General features: G+C 68.1%; 17 protein-coding genes. 4 read left to right on the forward strand and 13 right to left on the reverse strand.

Translation table 11 applies throughout. From position 1 onward, the window contains the following. Positions 1-50 precede the first annotated feature (50 nt). Positions 51-509, reverse strand: coding sequence for a Fur family transcriptional regulator (locus OYT95_RS15355; protein WP_037228965.1), 459 nt, complete (start codon positions 507-509; stop codon positions 51-53). Between the two features lie 93 nt (positions 510-602). Here OYT95_RS15355 and OYT95_RS15360 point away from each other — a divergent pair, with 93 nt between their 5' ends. Both OYT95_RS15360 and OYT95_RS15365 read left to right on the forward strand, forming a co-directional pair. Beyond that, positions 603-914 (forward strand): ArsR/SmtB family transcription factor, encoded by a 312-nt coding sequence (locus OYT95_RS15360; RefSeq protein WP_005248504.1) that lies wholly within the window; start codon positions 603-605, stop codon positions 912-914. Beyond that, positions 911-1,321 carry an SRPBCC family protein gene (locus OYT95_RS15365; protein WP_268791858.1) on the forward strand — a complete coding sequence of 137 codons (411 nt, stop codon included), beginning with the start codon at positions 911-913 and terminating at the stop codon, positions 1,319-1,321. Before OYT95_RS15360 ends, OYT95_RS15365 begins: the two co-directional genes overlap by 4 nt. Positions 1,322-1,335: 14 nt before the next feature. On the opposite strand, the gene OYT95_RS15370 is transcribed toward OYT95_RS15365, so the two are convergent. The 5 genes from OYT95_RS15370 to OYT95_RS15390 all read right to left on the reverse strand — a co-directional run bounded on the left by OYT95_RS15370 (position 1,336) and on the right by OYT95_RS15390 (position 7,647). After that, positions 1,336-1,980 (reverse strand): hypothetical protein, encoded by a 645-nt coding sequence (locus OYT95_RS15370; RefSeq protein ID WP_268791859.1) that lies wholly within the window; start codon positions 1,978-1,980, stop codon positions 1,336-1,338. Beyond that, the gene (locus OYT95_RS15375) at positions 1,964-3,676 is read right to left on the reverse strand and encodes an FAD-dependent oxidoreductase (protein WP_268791860.1); all 1,713 of its coding nucleotides are present in this window, start codon (positions 3,674-3,676) and stop codon (positions 1,964-1,966) included. The genes OYT95_RS15370 and OYT95_RS15375 overlap by 17 nt, the downstream gene beginning before the upstream one ends. After that, on the reverse strand, positions 3,673-5,163 hold the full coding sequence (locus tag OYT95_RS15380) for a flavin-containing monooxygenase (protein WP_268791861.1): 1,491 nt from the start codon (positions 5,161-5,163) through the stop codon (positions 3,673-3,675). Before OYT95_RS15380 ends, OYT95_RS15375 begins: the two co-directional genes overlap by 4 nt. Then, complete coding sequence (locus OYT95_RS15385) at positions 5,160-5,753, reverse strand: TetR/AcrR family transcriptional regulator (protein WP_081792271.1); 594 nt, start codon at positions 5,751-5,753, stop codon at positions 5,160-5,162. The genes OYT95_RS15380 and OYT95_RS15385 overlap by 4 nt, the downstream gene beginning before the upstream one ends. A gap of 100 nt (positions 5,754-5,853) precedes the next feature. After that, positions 5,854-7,647 (reverse strand): multicopper oxidase family protein, encoded by a 1,794-nt coding sequence (locus tag OYT95_RS15390; protein ID WP_268791862.1) that lies wholly within the window; start codon positions 7,645-7,647, stop codon positions 5,854-5,856. A gap of 134 nt (positions 7,648-7,781) precedes the next feature. On the opposite strand from OYT95_RS15390, the gene OYT95_RS15395 reads away from it, so the two are divergent. Together OYT95_RS15395 and OYT95_RS15400 are read left to right on the forward strand one after the other, a co-directional pair. Continuing rightward, a complete protein-coding gene (locus tag OYT95_RS15395; protein WP_268791863.1) occupies positions 7,782-8,720 on the forward strand; it encodes a formylglycine-generating enzyme family protein in 939 nt (312 codons plus the stop codon). A 61-nt stretch (positions 8,721-8,781) separates the two neighbouring features. Further along, positions 8,782-9,708, forward strand: a complete 927-nt coding sequence (locus OYT95_RS15400) for a hypothetical protein (protein ID WP_268791864.1) — start codon at positions 8,782-8,784, stop codon at positions 9,706-9,708. Here OYT95_RS15400 and OYT95_RS15405 read toward each other — a convergent pair. From OYT95_RS15405 to OYT95_RS15435, 7 genes are all read right to left on the reverse strand, one after another. Continuing rightward, entirely contained in the window at positions 9,655-10,320 is a 666-nt protein-coding gene (locus tag OYT95_RS15405) for a GAP family protein (RefSeq protein ID WP_037228988.1), read from the reverse strand. The genes OYT95_RS15400 and OYT95_RS15405 overlap by 54 nt on opposite strands. Positions 10,321-10,414: 94 nt before the next feature. Further along, complete coding sequence (locus tag OYT95_RS15410; protein ID WP_268791865.1) at positions 10,415-11,530, reverse strand: alpha/beta hydrolase family protein; 1,116 nt, start codon at positions 11,528-11,530, stop codon at positions 10,415-10,417. A gap of 80 nt (positions 11,531-11,610) precedes the next feature. Continuing rightward, on the reverse strand, positions 11,611-12,642 hold the full coding sequence (locus OYT95_RS15415; RefSeq protein ID WP_011596739.1) for an aspartate-semialdehyde dehydrogenase: 1,032 nt from the start codon (positions 12,640-12,642) through the stop codon (positions 11,611-11,613). A gap of 2 nt (positions 12,643-12,644) precedes the next feature. Further along, positions 12,645-13,910: an aspartate kinase gene (locus OYT95_RS15420; RefSeq protein ID WP_005248517.1), complete on the reverse strand. Its 1,266-nt coding sequence runs from the start codon at positions 13,908-13,910 to the stop codon at positions 12,645-12,647. Between the two features lie 95 nt (positions 13,911-14,005). Continuing rightward, on the reverse strand, positions 14,006-14,980 hold the full coding sequence (locus tag OYT95_RS15425; protein ID WP_268791866.1) for a hypothetical protein: 975 nt from the start codon (positions 14,978-14,980) through the stop codon (positions 14,006-14,008). Between the two features lie 237 nt (positions 14,981-15,217). After that, positions 15,218-15,874 carry a GAP family protein gene (locus tag OYT95_RS15430; protein WP_268791867.1) on the reverse strand — a complete coding sequence of 219 codons (657 nt, stop codon included), beginning with the start codon at positions 15,872-15,874 and terminating at the stop codon, positions 15,218-15,220. 13 nt (positions 15,875-15,887) lie between these two features. Beyond that, positions 15,888-17,225 carry a DUF1254 domain-containing protein gene (locus tag OYT95_RS15435; protein WP_268791868.1) on the reverse strand — a complete coding sequence of 446 codons (1,338 nt, stop codon included), beginning with the start codon at positions 17,223-17,225 and terminating at the stop codon, positions 15,888-15,890. Between the last annotated feature and the right edge of the window lie 114 nt (positions 17,226-17,339).

The raw sequence follows: 17,339 nt of genomic DNA on the forward strand, positions 1-17,339 counted from the left end.
AAAGCCTCCAGGTTGCATCGGGTGAGGGTGTAGCGGTGGGGACGGACGGGTCAGGACAGGGCTGCTGCCGACCCGGTTCCGCTCTGCGCGCCGGTCTGGCACTGCGAGCAGAGCCCCCAGAAGACGACCTCGGCCTCGTCGATCTCGAAACCGTGGGCCTGCGAAGGGTCGAGGCACGGAGCCTCACCGACGGCGCAGTCCACGTCCACGACGGTCCCGCAGCTGCGGCACACGAGGTGGTGGTGGTTGTCTCCGGTACGGGTTTCGAACCGTGCGGGCGATCCCGCGGGCTCGATACGTCTGAGCAGGCCGGCGGCGGTGCACGCCTTGAGGACGTCGTATACCGCCTGGGTGGAGACCGATCCCAGCTCTTCACGAACTACGGCCGCAATGTCGTCGACGTCGGAATGCGGCCGCACGGCAACCGCATTCAACACTGCAACGCGTGGTGCAGTGACACGCAGGCCCACCCCGCGCAGCTGCGCTTTGGGATCCATGTCGTGTCGCATGTGTTCCAGTATCGCGCCTTTTTGGAATTAGTCAAGAAAAGGACGTGTCGGAAATTCTTGACATGTCGGAAATCTCCGACATAAAGTCGCGGCGTGCCCGACGACGACGTCTTCATCGCCCTCTCGAACCCAGTGCGACGGCGCCTGCTGGAAATCCTGGTGGACGGACCCCTCACCGCCGGCGACCTCGCCGGCCGGTTCGACCTCAGCCGACCCGCGGTGGCGGAGCACCTGCAGGTGCTGCGCCGGGCCGGTCTCGTCCGCGACGAACCGTCCGGACGGCAACGGCACTACCACCTGACCGCCGAGCCGCTCGCCGACGTCGGCGACTGGCTGCACCCGTTCGAGCGGTTCTGGCGTGGCCGCTTGCGCACACTCGCCGACTTCCTCGAGGAGGACTCGTGACCGACCGCACCACCACCAAGATCTCCGTCGACCAGTTCATCGCCGCGCCGCCCGCCAAGGTGTGGCGCGCCCTCACCGAGCCGGAACTGCTCGCCCGCTGGTGGGCCGCGGGTGACATCGCCGCCACGGTCGGGCATCGGTTCCACCTCGACATGCCCGGCTGGGGCGCCGTTCCCTGCGAAGTGGTCGAGGTCCAGCCCGAACGGCGCTTCGTCTACACGTTCACCGAGAGCTGGACGCTGGTCTGGCGCCTGGTTCCCGAGGGTGCGGGCACCCGCCTGTTCCTCGAGTATTCGGGCTTCGACCTCGACGACAAGCGCAGCCGCGACGCGTTCGAGCGGATGGGTCCGGGCTGGCGCGACACCGTGCTGCCACGTCTCGCCGGCGCGGTCGCGGAAATCGGATAGCGACCTGTCTCAGGTCAGCGGAGCTGCGCGGGCCCGGTGGTCATCCGGCCGTCCGTGATCACGATGCCGTGGTGCGTGCCGGGCGTCAGCCAGGCACCGAGGGTGGGACCTTCGGCCGTCACGGCCACGCGGGCATATCGGAAATGCCCCCGGAGTCGCGCGGACGCCGTGACGAGGCCGTGGCCGCCGGGTTGCGCGAACCCCAGCGCGCCGGCGACAGGCAGTCGCGGTCCGCGCGGACGAGTGCTCGTGGTGACGCGCCACGCTTCGGACGATGCCTCGAAGTCGCCGTGCACATCCCCGTCGAACTCGGCAGTCACCTTCGGCAGGCTCCAGTGCACGCGGCCGCCGTGCACGGAGGGTTCCGAATCCACGGCAATGAACGGGACCGCCATGCGCGGCAGGACGCCGATGCGACGTCCGGGCGCGCGGAGCACCGGGCTGGCGAGGATTTCCCGGTAGGGACCGACGGGCGAGTCGAGGTAGTCGACCATCATCGCGAGGGTCAACGGCACGGTGGCGCCGTCGGGTCCGAGCGCGCGGGCGGCCGCGGTGCTGCGGTGCCACCACAGTGTCGCGCGCACCCCCGCCGGCCACGGGGGCGGCGAGCTCTCGGGCCAGTCGGTGCGCGGGGTGGTCGATTCAGGTACGCTCCACATCGATTGTCTCCCTTCGGGTGGTGACCGTCAGCGGGAGCCGCAGTGCACCCGGCGCGTCGGCGGGGACCACCGGATTCCGGGGCGGCGACGGTTCGATACGTACGTATGGCTTGCCCGGCTCGGGCCGGATGTCGGCCTCACCCTTGTTGGGCCACAGCGCGAATGCACGCTCGGCCTGGGCGGTGATGGTGAGCGACGGATTGACCCCGAGATTCGCGCTCACCACGGAGCCGTCGGCCACGTGCAGACCGTCGTGTCCGTACGCCCGCAGGTAGGGGTCGACGACGCCGGTATCCGGCGAGTCCCCGATGGTGCAACCCCCGAGGAAATGAGCGGTCATCGGAATGTTCACGACGTCGGCGAACGAACCGCCCGGGTCTCCCCCGATCCGCTCGGCCACCTTGCGGATGGCCGTGTGACCCTGCGGGATCCATTCGGGCGGCGGAGCTCCGGGTCCGGGACGGCTGGTGACCGCGCGACCGAGGCGGCTCTTCCCCTTGGCCAGTTCGAGCGAATTGTCGTCGGTCTGCATGACGAGCGCGATCACGGTGCGCTCCGACCAGTGCCGCACCGACAGGCTGCGCACGAACGCCCCGGGGCGACGCAACGCGACGCCGACCGTCTTCAGCAGCCGCGGCGTCCTGCCGCCGCCGTCGCTGAGGACGGTCTGCAACAGGCCGATCGCGTTGCTGCCCTTGCCGTACCGCACCGGTTCGATGTGGGTGTGATCGTCCGGGTGGAACGAGGACGTGATGGCAACGCCCTTCGTGAAGTCTGTGGCACGGTTCTTCGCCGTGGCCGCGAGGACCGCCTCCGAGTTGGTGCGCACCACCGATCCCAGCCTCGGCGACAACCGTGGCAGCGCACCGGATTCCTTCATCGCCAGCAGCAGCCGGGCGGTGCCGTACGTGCCCGCGGCGACCACCACCTGGTCGGCGGTGAAGGTGTGTTCCCGCTTGCGGATCCCGTCGGTGCGGCGGGTCCGCAACGCGTAGCCGCCGCCCGCCCGGGGACGCAACTCCGTCACCGTCGTGAGCGGATGCACCCCGGCACCCGCCTTCTCGGCGAGGTGGAGGTAATTCTTGACGAGCGTGTTCTTCGCGCCCACCCGGCAACCCGTCATGCAACTGCCGCACTCGGTGCACCCTGTGCGCTCGGGTCCGACTCCCCCGAAGAACGGATCGGCCACCCGCGATCCCGGTTCGCCGAAGAAGACGCCCACCGGTGTGGACGTGAACGTCTCACCGGCGCCCATCTCCTCGGCCACCTCGCGCATGACGGCGTCGGCGGGGGTGAACGACGGATTGGTCGTCACACCCAGCATCCGTTTCGCCTGCTCGTAGTACGGGGCCAGCTCCGACTGCCAGTCGGTGATGTGCGCCCACTGCTTGTCCTCGAAGAAGCGGCGTGGCGGCTGGTAGAGGGTGTTCGCGTAGTTCAGCGACCCGCCTCCTACCCCTGCCCCGGCCATGACCAGGACGTCGGGGAGGAGGTGGATCCGTTGCACGCCGTAGCAGCCCAGCCACGGTGCCCACAGGTAGCGCCGCAGCCGCCAGCTCGTCTCGGGCAGCTCGTCGTCGGCGAAGCGTCTACCCGCTTCGAGCACGCCGACCCGGTACCCCTTCTCGGTAAGCCTGAGCGCCGCGACGCTGCCGCCGAAACCGGAGCCGACCACGATCACGTCGTAGTGCGTCACGCGACGGTCTCCTTCGCGGCGCTGCGTCGTGAAACGTAGTTCTCCTGATCGAAGCGCTGCAGCTGGGAGCGGAACTTCCAGGTGAAGGTCGGCCACTGGACGGAGTTCCGGCCCTCGGCGTCGTAGTACCAGCTCGAGCAGCCACCCTTGTTCCAGACGGTGGACTGCAGTTCGGACTGGATGCGGGTGTTGTACCGGCGCTGCGCCTCCTCACTGACCTCGAAGGCGGTGATGCCGCTGTGGTGCATCACGTTCAACGCGTCGGCGATGTACGCGGACTGCGATTCGAGCATGTAGACGATGGAGCTGTGCCCGAGGTTGGTGTTGGGACCGTACATCAGGAACAGGTTCGGGAAACCGGCGACGGTGGTCCCCTTGTACGCACTCGGGCTCCCGTCCCAGTGCTCGGCGAGGGTGCGGCCGTTCGCACCGCGCAATGCGTGCGCCACAGGAGGTTCCGTCGGCGTGAAGCCCGTCGCGAAGATGATGGTGTCGACCTTGTGCTCGTTGCCCACCGCATCGACGACGCCGTCCGACGTGACCCCGGCGAGTCCCGCGTCGACGAGCGTGACGTCGGGACGGTCGAGGGTCCGCAGCCAGTCGTTCGACAGCAGCATCCGCTTGCAGCCGATCGTGAAGTTCGGTGTGAGCTTCCGGCGCAGTTCGGGATCCCGCACCTGCCGGCGCAGATGCGCCTTGGCCACCATCTCGAACACCGGCAGCAGGCTGTTCGCGTGCGCGAGCACACCGCCCAGCGCTTCGCGGAAGCTGTACACGGACCCACGGACGGCCTTCTGCACCAACGGCAGTCGTCGGTAGAGGCCCTTCTCGGACCCGGACAGTTCGCGGTCGAGACGTGGGATCACCCAGGCGGGCGTGCGCTGGAACACGGTGAGATGTTCGGCAGCGGGCGCGATCTCCGGCACGAACTGCACCGCGGACGCCCCCGTGCCGATGACGGCCACGCGCTCACCGGTGAGGTCGTGGTCGTGGTTCCATGTGGCCGAGTGGAACGTGGTGCCGCCGAACGTCTCCAGTCCCGGCATGTCCGGGACGCTGGGCGTCGACAGCGCACCCGTCGCGGCCACCACGACGTCGGCCGTCAGCGTTCCGCGGCTCGTCCGGACGGTCCAGACGGCCTCGTCGTCGTCCCAGTGCGCTTCCTGCAGTTCACAATCGGTCACCACCCGGGACCCGACACCGGTGTCGGCCGCAACCTTCTTCAGGTAACGGTGGATCTCGGGTTGACGGGCGAACGTGTGGCTCCAGTCCGCGCTCGGCGCGAACGAGTACGAGTACAGCGACGTCGGGACGTCGCACGCACACCCCGGGTAGGTGTTGTCTCGCCACGTGCCGCCGACGTCGTCGCCGCGCTCGATGATCAGGACGTCGGCCTGCGGCTGCGTCTGCAGAATGCGCGCCGCCAGTCCCATGCCGGCGAAACCTGCCCCCACGATCAGGGTGCGTACGTGTTGCGGAAGATTCACGACTTCTCCACCTTCGATTCCCACACGGGCAACAGCCGCGCGCGTAGTGACTGTTCGGCCTCGGGGGTGCGGAACAGGGCCGACACCGCCAGACCGCGAACCAATTCGATACTGAGCTCGATGGTGTCGGCGTCGAACCGATCGCCGAACACCTCCGCCGACCCGCGGCGCAGCGCGTCGTTGACCTTCCGCTCGAGCGGAACCGTCGCCTCGTACAGGGCCGGGTCGGTGCGAGCGGCCACCCACAACTCGAGGGCCGCATAGAACAGCGGTCCGGAGAAGGCGTCGGCGAGCACCTCGACGCCGCGGCCGGCATCCACTTCGGCGGCGAGGATCTCCTCCATCCGCTTGTCCACGAGATGTTCCACGGCTGCCACCACCAGCGACTCCTTGGTCGGGAAATGGTGCAGCTGCGCTCCGCGCGACACCCCCGCCCGCCGGGCGATGCCCTGCGTGGTGGTGCGGGCGTACCCGAGCTCGACCAGCGAGTCGACGGCGGCGTCGAGCAGCTTCGTGCGCATCGCCGCGGTCCGCTCGGCCTGCGTGCGGGTCGGTTTGACTACTGCTGTGTCAGGTGTCACACACAGCACTGTAGGCGGAAAAAAGAAAACAGTCCAGACTGCTTGTAAGTTTGCGCTACGCGCCTGTGAGTACTTATTAACCGCCGGACGTTAATAAGTACTCACGGGCCTAGGGCACGAGTCGGTACCGCAGCATCATGTCGTGGTCCTCGTGGTCGAGCATGTGGCAGTGCCACACGTAGCCCTGCAGGGGATGCGACGCCTGCCCCATGTGGCCGTGTCCGCCTTCGGAGTGATTCATCGTGTGCGCCGACATCCCGAACGTGGCGTCCGGGTCGAAGCCGAGTTCGTCCGCGGTCGGGAACCGGACGATGATCCGGGTGATCGAGTTCGCGTCCGCGATCACCGTGTCCTTGAACCCCGACTCCCACACCTGCGGCGCCAGGTTCGGCCCGAGCACGAACGGGTCCGCCGACGGCGTCCACCGCATCCCGACCGCGGGCACCGGAACGGCCTGCATCAGGGCGTTCGTGTCGATCGCCTGCCGCCCGATCACCCGGAACGACACCAGATGCAGGTGGATCGGATGCGGTTCGGGCGTGACGTTGACGATGTTCCACTGCTCGACGGTGCCCTGCCGGGGCATCTCGATGTCGTCGGTCGTGTAGCGGAGGTTGTTCAGCGACATCAGCGGCGACGGCTGACCCGGTCCCTGCGCGAGCTGCATCACCGACACGTTGCGCACCACCGACGGCCGCGCGACGGGCGGGAGGACGGCGAGACCACGGCTTCCGCCCCGCAGTGTCTCCGGCACGCCACCGGTGAACCCGGCGGCGGTGCCCACCCGGAACCGGCAGAACCGCGGCATGATCTGCACCCCGCGCTGCGCGACCTGCGCCGGTATCGGCTCGTCGTTGCGCAGTTCGACCGTCGTGCCGGGCGCGAGGGTTCCGAAATCGACGAGGAGGTCCACCCGCTCGCCCGGTCCGAGTCGGACGTGGTCGGTGGCGACCGGGGCGTCGAGCAGCCCGCCCTCGGCGCCGATCACCCAGAACCTCATCCGGTTCTCGAAGAACAGATTCCACACGCTGAACGATGCGGCGTTCACCATCCGCAGTCGGTACAGGCCCCGCGCCACCGACATCTCCGGCCACACCTTGCCGTTCACCACCCCCACGTCACCGGGTGTGGCGGCCTCCCAGCTGCCCTGCGGATTCAGCGGGTTGGAACGGACACTCTGCCGTCCGTCGTCGGTGAAGTTCTTGTCCTGCAACACCAGCGGCAGTTCGAATTCACCCGAGGGCAGACCGAGCGGGTTGCCGCTCGCACCGGTGTCGTACTCGTCGCGCAGCAGGTACATGCCCGCCAGCCCGGCGTAGATGTTGAGCCGGGTGACGCCCATCGCGTGGTCGTGATACCAGAGCGCGCAGGCTTCCTGCCGGTTCGGGAACTCGTGCACCATTCCCTGCCCGGGCCGCATCGTGTCCTCGGGATGTCCGTCGAACTCGGGGGGCGTACGTCCGCCGTGCAGGTGCAGCGACGTCGGCACCTGGGTGCGGTCCTGCTCGCTCACGCCGTGGATCCTCGTGTCGACGTCGGCGGCGAGGGGGTTGCTCGCGATGTCGTTGCGGTACGTCAGCGAGGTCCGTTCGCCGACGTGGGCTTCGATCGTCGGGCCCAGGTAGTCCATGCCGCCGTAGCCGAGGGCCGGGGACGCAGGCAGGTCGGGGTGGAACACGTGCGTCGTGCTGCTCGCGTGCACCTCGACGGCGCTCCCACCCACCATCGGCAACGGCGGCAACTGTTCCCGGAACGGCTGGAGCGGCGGCGAGGAGAAGACGAACGGCCGCAGCGGATCGATCCCGAACGGGTAGGCGCTCGCCGAGCCCACCCCGACGGCACCGAGCCCGGCCGTCAGCGCCAGTCCACGAACGAAAGACCTACGCGGAATCCGTCCATCCATTCCGAGGAGCCCCCTTGCACGGTGAGAACAGCATTGCGAATCGAGTAGCCGACGGTACCGCAACCGTTGCCCCTCTCACCGGGTTTACGGGGCGTCCCTTCGCACGGCGGCCGTCGTCGTGCCAGTCTGACCTCATGACTGGTGCAGCTCCGAAGAACATGGCATGGATCCCCGGGGGCACCTTCTGGATGGGTTCGGAGGACTTCTACCCCGAGGAACGCCCCGTCCACCAGGTGACCGTCGACGGATTCTGGATGGACTCGCACCAGGTCACCGTGGCCGAGTTCCGGCGATTCGTGAAGGACACCGGTCACGTCACGACCGCCGAGATCGCCCCCGACCCCGCGCAGTACCCGGGCGCGGATCCGGCTCTGCTCGTGCCCGGTTCGCTCGTGTTCACCCCGACGGCCGGCCCCGTCCCGCTCGACGACTACACCCGCTGGTGGTCGTTCACGCCGGGTGCGGACTGGCGACACCCGGAGGGTCCGGGCAGCAACGTCGGCGGACGCGAACGCCATCCCGTCACGCACGTGTCGTGGTTCGACGCCCGCGCCTACGCGGACTGGGCGGGCAAGGACCTCCCGACCGAGGCCGAATGGGAATTCGCGGCCCGAGGCGGGCTGGACCGGAAGCCGTTCGTGTGGGGCGAGGAGCACGAACCGGGCGGCCGGCCCGGCGGGAACGTCTGGCAGGGGCAGTTCCCGTGGGAGAACCTCCTCGCGGACGGCTTCGCGGGAACGTCGCCGGTCGGCCATTTCCGGCCCAACGGTTACGAACTCAGCGACATGGCCGGCAACGTGTGGGAATGGACCACCGATTACTTCACGGCGGATCACTCCGAGGGCGGGAAGAACGTCGCGCCCACCAGTTCCTGCTGCATTCCCACCAACCCGAGAGTCGAGACGGCACGCGTCGAGAACCCGGACGAGCCCTACGCGCGCCGCGTGATCAAGGGCGGCTCGCACCTCTGCGCGCCGAACTACTGCCTCCGCTACCGACCCTCGGCCCGGCAGGGTGACACCGAGGAGACGTCGACGTGCCACATCGGGTTCCGGTGCATCATCCGCCCGTGACGGTCTTTCTCACCTCACGGGGATGAAGACGCGCCGCGTCCGCTGCGGTTGAGTCGGTGATGTGCGGTCCACCAAATTGTCTGTGGCGCTGGCCCGGGAAGCGCTGATCGCGCGGACCGAAACTGCCAACGGCTGGTTGCAGGGCACACCTCCCGGCCGCACGGTTCGACGCGTCATCGACGGGCTGATCGCGATCGAACTCGTCGACCGCTCGATGACGCTCGCCGCCCGGATCTTCACGTCGGTGCTGCCCGTGATGATTGCGGCATCGACGCTGAGCAGTTGGAACGTGACCGCACGCACCATCAAGACCCAGTTCGGCTTCGACCCCACGGAACTGACGACCACGTCCGGCTCCGTCGACACCACCAACCCCTCCTTCGCCGCGTTCGGGGTCGTCGGTCTGCTGATGATCGCGATCAGCGGCACGTCCTTCGCGAGGGCGCTCGCCCGGATCTACGCAAAGATCTGGAACGTCCCGTCGATCACCCTCCGAGACGCCTGGCGGTGGCTCGTCGTCCTGTTCGCCGTCGCGATGTCGGGGACGGCGATCGGCCTGGCCGGCGAGCTCACGAACGTCCGGTTCATCGGGCCACCTCTCGCAGTCGCCGGGGAGTTCGCGGTGTGGATGGCCGTGTGGACTCTCAGCCCGTACCTGTTGACGATGGGCACCCTCAAAGGTCGCGTGCTCTGGGCGACGGGGGCGCTGACCGCCGCCGCGCTCACCGCTCTCCACGTCGGCGGACGTCTCGTCCTGCCCCGGATCACCGCCGCCGCACAACACCAGTTCGGGTCGCTCGGCCTGGTGTTCACCGCGATCAGCTGGCTGTTCGTCCTGTCCGTCGTGATCGTGGGTTCCGCGGTGATCGTCAAGGCCATCGCGCTCGACGAGGGCTACATCGGACGGTACCTGCGCGGCCCGGACGCCGTCGTGTCAGAACAACCCGCTGAACCCCTTGCCGAGGACGACGGCGCCCATCACGAGTAGCAGCACGCTCATCACCGCGGCGTTGTTGGCCTGGAGCCAGACCTTGAGGTTGTCGAGGGTCCCGCGCATCTTGTCGGCTGCGACGGCGTAGGCGATCACCGGGACGAGGACGGTCGATCCGGCCAGCACCGTGTACACGATCAGGGCCACCACCTGCTCGCCGCCGTTCACCCCGGCTGTGCCGATCCCGACGCCCGCGGACACGCAGAGCAGAAGGTTCTTGGGATTGATTGCCGCCAGCGCGAATCCGAGACCGGTGGATTTGACGAAGTTCAGGTCGTCGATGGCCTGCATCCATTTCGGCGGCTCCGCGTGGGCATTGCGGCTTCTCCACTGCCGCCCCGCGAGCAGGAGCAGCAGCACACCGAGAACCACCTTCACCCACGACGCGGTCGCCGAGGGACCGTCGGAGTCTGACGTGTCGATGCTGCCGGCGAGGAGCATGAAGATGCCCGTCGCGACGAGGATGCCCAGGATCCAGCCGACGCCGAAGCCCGCGCTCGCACCGCCCGCCCGCTTCGACAGCAGCATCAGGATGACGGCGATGATCGGTATCGGCGAGATCGCGACACCCACGGCGAGCGGTAACAGTTCTCCGATGACTGAGCCCATGTCCGAACCGTAGGGTCGGGGCGCCGTCTCCGCCTCGCACGTGTCGGGTGAACCCCAGGTGAGTGGCGAAGCGTGCTCGGGGACGCTTTGCCACTCACATGGGGGACAGCACGCGCGCCGCGAACGCGAGGGACTCCGGCATGGAGGCCGTCAGCGATTCGCGGTGGTCCTCACCGGCAAGTTGCTGGAATTCGACGTTCACCCCGTGCTGCTGCATCTCGGCGAGCTGCGCCCACGTCAACGGAATCGGCACCGACATGTCGGACAGGCTGTGCACCACCCGCAGGGGGTGGTCGAATCCGTCGACGGGTACCTGCATCTCCCGGAACAGCGCCCGGAACTGCTCGTTCCACAGGGGCGCCGCGAACAGGTCCCCGACCGACGTGGGATGGCCGAGCAGGTACCGGCCGAGTTCCCGGCTGCACGTCACCTTCGCCAACTCCATCAATTCGATTCCCTTCGGCGACAGATAGTGCCGAATGCCGACCTCCGGACGCTGGTCGTCGATGCCGGCGAGAGTCAGCAACGCGTAGTTCACGATTCCCGTTGTCGGCAGAGCGGGAATCGCCGGACCCGCGGCCGGAAAGAGCTGTTCGAGGTGGGTCGGCGCGGCCACGGCGACGGCACCGCGGTAGTCGAGGGCCGGTGCCCTGATGGTGGCCTCGCGGGCGGCGAAGTAGGTCGCGTGCCCGCCCTGCGACAGTCCCGTGACGATCCACCGGTCGCTGAGCACGTCGCCGTAGATGTCGTGTGCGGTCAGGACGATGTCGACGGTGTTGGCGGCGGCGGCGCGACCGTCGAGATAGGCATTGACCCCGGGCGTGCCGATTCCCGCGTAATCCGTTGCTGCGACGGCGTACCCGGCGGCCAGCCACTGCTCGATCGCGGGCAGTTCGACGTAGTTGAACCCGGCGACGGACGGTGCGCACTGGTCGGCGACCCCGACCGTGCCGTGTGCGTAGGACACCACCGGCCAGCCGCCGTCGGGTGGATCACCGTGGGGAAGGAAGATCGATCCGGTCGACTCACCGGTCGCGGTGGCGGTGCGCATCGTGGAGTAGCGGACCCGGACGCTGTCGCCGGCCTGGGTGGGGACTGCGGCGGGTGGAAGTTCTTCCTGCGACAGCAGGATCCTCGGCTGTGCGGACGCCTCGCTCGCACCGGTGAGCAGCAACAGGACCGCGGCCACCGCGGCCCCGACGACTCTCATCGGCCCAGTATCCACCCGCAACCGGCACGTGAGTGGCAAAGCGTGCGGGAGCACACTTTGCCACTCACGTGGGGAGGAGGTCAGACCAGCAGTTCGGCGATCTGAATGGTGTTGAGGGCGGCACCCTTACGCAGGTTGTCACCCGACACGAACAGCGCCAGACCACGACCCTCGGGGACACCCGGATCCTGACGGATGCGCCCGACCAGCGACGGGTCGCTGCCCGCGGCCTGGAGCGGGGTGGGGACGTCCACCAGCTGCACACCGGGAGCCTTCGACAGAAGCTCCTGCGCGCGCTCCACCGACAGCGGACGCTCGAACTCGGCGTTGATCGACAGCGAGTGACCCGTGATCACGGGGACGCGGACGCACGTGCCCGACACCAGAAGGTCGGGCAGGCCGAGGATCTTGCGGCTCTCGTTGCGGAGCTTCTGGTCCTCGTCCGTCTCACCGCTGCCGTCGTCGACGATCGAGCCGGCCAGCGGCAGGACGTTGAACGCGATGGGTGCGACGTACTTGTTCGGGGCCGGGAAGTCGACGGCGCTGCCGTCGTGCACCAGCTTCTCCGCGTCGTCGATCACGGCGCGGGCCTGGCCCACCAATTCCTCGACACCGGCGATGCCACTGCCCGACACGGCCTGGTAGCTCGACACGATGAGGCGCTGCAGACCGGCCTCGTCGTGCAGAACCTTCAGCACCGGCATCGCGGCCATCGTGGTGCAGTTGGGGTTGGCGATGATGCCCTTCGGCGGGTTCTTCGCCTGCTCCGGGTTGACCTCGCTGACGACCAGCGGGACGTCGGGGTCCTTGCGGAACGCCGACGAGTTGTCGACGACCGTGGCGCCTGCCGCCGCGAACCGCGGAGCCTGCTCACGAGAGAGCGTCGCACCGGCCGAGAACAGGGCGATGTCGATGCCCTTCAGGTCCTCGTCGGACGTCGCGGACGCGTCCTCGACGACGATCTCCTCGCCCCGGAACGGCAGCTTCTTGCCCGCCGACCGCGCGGAGGCGAAGAACCGCACCTTGTCCGCGGGGAAGTTCCGTTCCTCGAGGAGGGTGCGCATGACGATGCCGACCTGTCCGGTCGCACCGACGACAGCGATGGTGGTCATATCTACCGTCCCGTTCCTGCGTGCACGACGGCTTCTTCGTCGCCGCCGAGCTCGAATGCGTCGTGGATCGCCTTCACGGCCTTGTCCAGCTCCACGTCCTTGACGAGCACCGAGATGCGGATCTCGGATGTGGAGATGAGGTCGATGTTGACTCCGGCCTTCGCGAGGGCCTCACAGAACGTCGCGGTGACGCCCGGGTGGCTCTTCATGCCCGCGCCGACCAGCGACACCTTGCCGATGTGGTCGTCGAACAGCACCTGCGTGAAGCCGATCTCGCCCTGCAGCTTGGTGAGCTTCTCGACGGCGCGCGGGCCGTCGGCGGTGGGCAGGGTGAACGTGATGTCGGTCTTGCCGGTCTCGACCTTCGAGATGTTCTGCAGCACCATGTCGATGTTGATCTCCGCCTCGGCCACCGCGCGGAAGACCTGCGCGGCGTAGCCCGGGGTGTCGGGCAGGCCGACGACGGTGATCTTGGACTCGCCGCGATCGTGCGCGACTCCGGTGATGATTGCCTCTTCCACGGGGATGTCCTCCATCGATCCGGACACGATGGTGCCCGGCTTGGTCGTGTATGACGAACGGACGTGCACGGGCACGTTGTATCGGCGGGCGTACTCGACGCAGCGGAGCATGAGCACCTTCGCGCCGCACGCCGCGAGCTCGAGCATCTCCTCGAACGACACCGTCTCGAGACGCTGCGCGTCCGGAACGATGCGCGGGTCGGCGGTGAAGATGCCGTCGACGTCGGTGTAGATCTCGCAGACGTCGGCCTCGAGGGCCGCTGCGAGGGCCACCGCGGTGGTGTCCGAACCGCCGCGCCCGAGGGTCGTCACGTCCTTGCTGTCCTGGCTGACGCCCTGGAATCCGGCGACGAGGACGATCGAGCCCTCGTCGAGCGCATCCCGGACGCGGCCCGGTGTGACGTCGATGATCTTGGCGTTGCCGTGAGCACCGGTGGTGATGACGCCCGCCTGCGAGCCCGTGAACGAACGGGCCTCCGCACCGAGCGAATGAATTGCCATTGCGACGAGAGAATTGGAAATGCGCTCACCGGAGGTCAGCAGCATGTCCATTTCGCGGGCGGGTGGGGCTGGGCACACCTGCTGAGCCAGATCGAGCAGCTCATCAGTGGTGTCCCCCATCGCTGAAACCACGACGACGACATCGTTGCCGGCCTTCTTGGTCTCGACGATCCGTTCAGCCACTCGTCGGATTCTCTCGGCGGTTGCCACCGAGGATCCGCCGTACTTCTGGACGACGAGAGCCACGCGTTTCTACCTCCAGGTCGATGAATCTGTACTGGTCCAGCTGTCGAGCTTACCGGCGGAGTCCAATCTGATCCCGGGTGAGTCCGTTCGGACGCCTATCCGAACGCCGTGTTCGCGGCGTCCGCGACCCTCGCCACGGCCGCGCAGTTCGGGCCGTGAACAGTGACGACTGCACCCGCGTGACCGAGCCTGCGGGTGAACTCGTCGACGCCCGCTCCGGGCCGTGTAACGTCGATCGGCTCACCCGTCGGGCTCGTCCACCGGCATCGGTCGCCGACCGTCTCCGGCTCGGCGGGAACGGATGGTCGGTTTTCCTTCACCGGCGACATCGTGAACGACACGGTCACCTCACTCCCGGGCACCCGGTTCGGGTTCGGAAACAGGACGCAGTCGAACGGGGTGGGCGGTGACTCCGGATCGACGACGCGTCCGCCCGCCGTGGTCCCCAGCACGTCGAGTACTTCGCACGGGTCGTGTACCGCGAGCGCCACCTGGTGCGCGGACGTGCCGTCCCGAGCGGGCAGTCCCGACCGCATCCTGTCGATCGCCGACTCCAGCACCGCGTCGGCGAGCGGGCAGGCGTCCTGGCCGGCGACGGTTCCGGCACGGACGGTCGCCAGCGTGTCCCGTCCCACCTGTTCCTCGCCGGTTCCGACGTTCAGCCGGAAGACGCGCTCGCACGTCCCGCGCGCCAGCTCGGCGCCCGCACCGCGATAAACGGTCACCCCGTCGACCGTGTCCGGCCGGGTCAGCGCCGCATCGGACAGCATCGACGGCAGCAGGGACAACTCCACGTAGGTCGTCGCGCCTTCGGGCCGGGCCATGAGCGCCGAGCACACCGACAGCTGCACGGCGGACCCGTACTGCTGAACCGTCCCGGCGGCGCGCACCACCGACTCGTCGAGCAGGCCGCACGGATCGGCGGCGCGGAGCGCGTCCTCGACGTGGACGTGCCGTTGCTGCTCCGGCGTCAGTTCCTGCAGCGGGGAGGCCCCCGCAGTCCCCGACACGCTGTGCGCGCACCCGGACGTGATCACGGCGCACAGGAGCGCCGCGGCAACTTTCTTCACTCGATCCCCCCTCGAATCGGCCCGAACACTACCGCCGATGCGGGGATCATCGGAGAGAGGAAGGGGCGCCGTGAACAGAGCAGCCGAGTTCCCCCGGTCCGGATCGGATTCGTCGCCCGCCACCTCCTGCGGGCCATCGACTCACTGACCGCTTCGTCCCCCGCGAACCGGCAGTCCGCGTTGGAACGACGCAGCGCCTGGGTCCGCGCCCATTGCGACCTCCCGCCGACGTTCGGATCACACGAGGGCGAGCAGTCCCCGTAGCGCGAACAAGGTGCCGAAGCCGAAGAACACCGCGACCCCGAGCGCCCGGTTGTGCCGGACCATCCAGGTCTTGGCGGCGCTCAGCCCCTTCTGGGCGCGGTCACCCAGAACGGTGTAGATCCCGATCGGGACGGCGAAGTCGAGCATCGATGCGACGAGCAGCAGAGCGGTCCCGACCAGCGCACCCCCGATCCCGACGTGTGAACTGGAGATGATGGTCATCCCGGACAGCATGATGAAGATGTTGGGGTTGATCGTGCCGAGGGCGAGTCCGGCCACGAAGGCGGTGCGCGGTGTGGCGGATTCGAGGGCCGTCATCCATTTCGGTGTCGCGCCCGCCTGCTTCGGTTTCTGCGCGAGCATGACGACGCCGACGACGAGGAACAGCACACCGACGATCAGTCCCACCCAGTTGCTCACCGTCTTGGATGTTGCCGACGGATCACCGGCGCCGCCGAGGAGCGCCGCGACAGCGATCTGGGAATAGACGAGCAGGAACGCCGAACCGAACGCGAGGGCGTTCCGCACCGCGTTCGCCGACTCGAGCAGCAACACACATCCGACTACGGCGGCGGGTGTGATGACCAGACCGATCATCTCGGGAACGAGCAGCCAGATCAGCTCACTCACCTGCGCCCCCTGATCACCTGGTCCTCACGAAGGGCGGGATCTCGAACGTTCCGTCGAACACCTCCGCCTTCGGGCTGTACATCCGTAGCAGGGGCCGGAACCCGGCTGCCGGCGTCGGCAGCCAGTTGGCGCGGGCCGCCGGATCGGCCGGCGCGACGGTGCTCAGCGTGATGGTCAGCGAACCGTCGTCCGCGAATATCAGTCCCGGCGTGCGGTCACCGATCGAATAGCGGTCGATGAGGTTGTCGACGAGGAAGAACTCCGGGAGGTCGTACATGGTGATCGACCAGAACGCGTCGACCGGCGGGGTCGGCGCGAACGTGAGCGTGTAGTCGTGTTCGCCGGACAGTTCGTTGCCTTCGCTGTCGTGGTAGATCGGCGCGTACGCGGCCTCGTAACCGTGGTTTCCCCACAGTCCCGCCATCGCGGCACCGGCCCGCAGTCCCAGCGCCTTCGAGCGGTCCTCGATCCGCCACTCGGGTGTGTCGAGCGTGCCGACCTCGAAGAAGTCGTCGTTGTAGTCGAAGGCGTGGTACATCAACTGCCACCCGTTGACCACCGCTCCGCCCGCCCCGGATTTCAGTGCGGTGACGAGCGATTGGTGCCCTGCCTCGGCGCCGCCCGTGAGCACGGACGCGAGGTCCGGCGGCGCTTCGAGGTACGGCGACGGACCGGTCTCGAGCAGCCCGAGCGGGGCGAACGCCTGCTGCGCGACGAGATCCTGCGCGGCGGGCGGGTACGCCTGCGAGTACACCCTCAGCTTCTCCCAGAACCGAAGTTCCTCGGGGACGTTCGGGTCGGGTGCCGGCAACCCCTGCGCCGGTTCCTGGTCTCCGACGGGTTCCAGCGTGAGGGCCGACTGCAGTTCCTTCACCCGCTCCAGGTCTGCCTCGCCGTCGCAGGCCCAGCGGCCGATGATGGTGCCCACCGCGGTGGGGAACGCGATCCGCGTCGCACCGTCTGGGACCTCACCGGACCACTCCGGGCCGGTCAGCAGGAAACGGCCGGCCGCCGTTCCCGTCGCGCGTTTGCCGACGTACGCGAAATTATTCGTCCACGCATCGACGAATTGCAGCACGTAGTACGCCCCGCCGCTGTCGGGCACTCGCAGCAACTGCGGTCCGTGCGCGAGGTCGATCTGGGCGATCGAGTAGATGGTGTCGTTGTTCACCGAGACGAAGGTGTCCCGCGGCCCGGCGAGCGTGCGCGCGTGACCGAACGTGTTGAAGGGTGCGGCATCGAGGCTCCCCATCCCCTCCGCCACGAAGCGGTTCACCTGGTCGAGGTCGAACACCAGCGGGAAACCGTACACCCACGCCTTGGCGGCGAGTTCCTGCAGTTCTGCACTCACGACTGGCTCCTGTCCCGCGGTCTCCGATCCATGCGACCACGGCGGGACGGGTCACGGCTTCACCCGGAAAGTGTGAGCCGGAACGGAGTTGCCGGCCCTAGCGTCGGCGGGGAG

Origin of the sequence: Rhodococcus sp. JS3073, assembly GCF_026810085.1 — a bacterium.
Lineage (GTDB): Bacteria > Actinomycetota > Actinomycetes > Mycobacteriales > Mycobacteriaceae > Rhodococcus_F > Rhodococcus_F wratislaviensis.